We start from the raw sequence: 2,773 nt of genomic DNA on the forward strand, positions 1-2,773 counted from the left end.
CCCAGACCGCCAATGCGGGCCGGGCCGCGATCGTGGCCGTCCGCCTCCGGGTCGTCCGCCGCGTCGCGCCAGGCCAGGCCGCTCGCGGCCAGCTTGGCATCGTGCTTGGCCAGGGCCGCAAGGTTGGCCACTTCTTCCGCATGCGCGATGGTGCCGGGTGTGATGCGCACCGCGCCGATCGACAGCGTGGTGCAGGTGAAAAAGCGCTTCACGCCGTGCCGGTCCTCGGCCCAGATGCCGCCGGCCTTGCGCGAGGCATCGTCGAACAGGGCCAGGGCTTCCTGCGCGAACTCGTCCACGATCCGCTGGCAGCGGTGCAGCCAGTCCGTGCTCTGGAACAGCAGCATGAAGTCGTCGCCGCCCACATGCCCCACGAAGTCGCGCTGCGCATCGCAGTGGGCCACGGCCAGGCGCGCCACGAGGCGGATCATCTGGTCGCCGCGCCAGTAGCCGTAGTAGTCGTTGAACGGCTTGAAGTGGTTCAGGTCGGCGTAGCAGGCGACGAACTCGGTGCCGCTGTCCAGCAGCCGCTGCATGTGCAGGCTGATGGGGATGTTGCCCGGCAGGAAGGTGAGCGGGTTGGCGTGGCGCGCCGCCTCGATGCGCGCCTCGGTCACGCTGCGCACCAGCTGGTCGCCCGTGCCCAGGCCCACGTAGCGGCCGTTGTCGGTGACGATGAAGCCGTCGTTCAGGTAGCGCTGGTCCTGCGAGGTGAGGATGCCCACGAGCTGGTCCACGTCGCAGTCGAGCTCCACCACGCGCGGTGCGTGGTTGGCGAACGCCATGCAGGGCTTGCGCCCGTGCACCTCGCGGAAGTACAGCGTGGCGTAGTGGTTCATGAACTGCTGGCGGTTGATGAGCGCCACGGGCCGCGTGCCGTCCACCACCGCCATGGCGTGCAGGTCGGCATGGGCCTTGAACAGCCCGGCCACCGTGTCGTTGCGGGTTTCCGGCGTGGCCGTGGGCGCCTGCACCACGAGCAGGTTGCGCAGGATGCCCGGCCGCACGTTCTGGCCCAGGTGCGGCAGCACGGCCACGCGGCGGTCGCGCAGCGCATCGAGCGCGGGCAGCAGGATGGTGTCGCGCGGCAGCGGGGCCGGGCGGCCCAGCAGGTAGCCCTGGCCGTAGGGAATGTCGAGGTCGCGCAGGGCGCGCAGGTCTTCCTGCGTCTCGATGCCCTCGGCGATGAGCGTGGTGCCGAACACGTCGGCGATGCCCTTGATGGCCTGCAGCATCTGCAGGTTCTCGGGGTGCGCGCCCAGGTCGCGCACGAAGTATTTGTCGATCTTGACGAAGTCGGGCTTGGCCTCGGACCACAGCCGCAGGCTCGACCGGCCATCGCCGAAGTCGTCCAGCGCCAGCCGGGCGCCGCTGGCGTGCACTTCCTTCAGCGCGTGGCGCAGCGGCTCCATGTCGGTCACGCGCTCGTGCTCGGTGATCTCCAGCACCACCATGCGGGCCGATACGCCCATCGCCTGCGCGGCCTCGGCCAGCGAGGCGCCACCGCACAGCGCCACGCCGCGCACCAGCGCATCGGCGCTGATGTTCACGAACAGGCGGCCGGCCGCGCCCAGCACGCCCCACTGCTGCAGCGCGATGAACACGCACAGCAGCTCGAAGTCCTGCAGCAGGGCTTCGTCGCCCGCGCAGCGCAGCAGCGCATCGGGCGTGTGCAGGGGCGTGCCCTCCGGGCCGCGGATCAGCGCCTCGTGCGCGTAGATGCCGCCCTCGCGCAGATCGGCCAGGGGCTGGAAGACACAGTGCAGGCCGTCGCCGCGCATGAGCTGCGCCAGCGGCCCATGGCCGTTGCGCACCCCGGGCGACAACGCCGCCAGCAAGGCATCGCGCCGGCCCCGGGGAGATGCATCGATCATGGTTACAACCTTACACAATTTCACCGCGGACCATAGCCGTTTGCCATGACAGCGAAATGACAGGTGCCATGCCGCCAGGGATCGCCCACACCGCTCACGGGTCGCTGCGCAGGTCGGCGTAGTCCACCGCGTATTTGACGAGCGCCGCCTGGCCCTCGATGCGCAGCTTGCGGCGCAGGTGCAGGCGGTGGGTCTCGACCGTGCGCACCGAGGTGCCCATGCGCTGGGCGATGTCCTTGTTGGATCGGCCCTCGGCCAGCAGCTCGAGCACCGCGGCCTCGCGCGGGGTGAGCGCGCGGCCCGACGGCGCTGGCACGGGAGGCGGCTCGTACATCAGGGCCTGCACGCCTTCGCTGAAGTAGCGCCCGCCGGCATGCACCGCCTCGATCGCCTCCACCAGCTGGCGCGCCGGCGCGTCCTTGAGCACGTAGCCCCGCACACCCAGTGCGGCCGCACGGCGCACATATTCGCCATCGTGGTGCATGGACAGCACCAGCACGCGCACCTGCGGAAAGCGGTCGCGGAACACCGTGGCCAGGTGGATGCCGCTCGCATCCGGCATGCGGATGTCGGTGACCACGATGTCGGGCAGCAGGGCGGCGGCCAGGTCCACCGCCTCCTGCACGCCGCCCGCCTCGCCCGCGACGCGGATGTGGCCCGTGGCCTCCAGCCGCATGCGCACGCCGTCGCGCACCAGCGGGTGGTCGTCCACCAGCAGCACGCGGATGGGGGCGCCGCCGCTCATGCGGGCACCTGCGACGGTTCAAACCCGGGGTAGGGCGCGTCGTTGTCGCCCTGCAGCGGCAGCACGGCCAGCACGCGCGTGCCGCGGCGGCCGGAGGCCACGCCGAAACGTGCCGCCCAGGCCCTCGATGCGCTCGCGCATGTTGCGCAGGCCG

General features: G+C 71.1%; 2 protein-coding genes. Both read right to left on the reverse strand.

The features are described 5' to 3' along the window. Positions 1 to 1,874, reverse strand: a 1,874-nt coding sequence (locus AC27KI_RS22290) for an EAL domain-containing protein (protein WP_487115886.1), incomplete at its 3' end; no start/stop codon positions are given. Between the two features lie 94 nt (positions 1,875 to 1,968). Further along, positions 1,969 to 2,619, reverse strand: coding sequence for a response regulator (locus tag AC27KI_RS22295; protein ID WP_487115888.1), 651 nt, complete (start codon positions 2,617 to 2,619; stop codon positions 1,969 to 1,971). Positions 2,620 to 2,773: the final 154 nt, after the last annotated feature.

The organism is Acidovorax sp. KPB24-03 (assembly GCF_057546605.1).

Bases quoted from the DNA above. Each gene is read 5' to 3' on its own strand.
- AC27KI_RS22295 (WP_487115888.1), bottom strand. From the start codon at position 2,619: ATGAGCGGCGGCGCCCCCATCCGCGTGCTGCTGGTGGACGACCACCCG.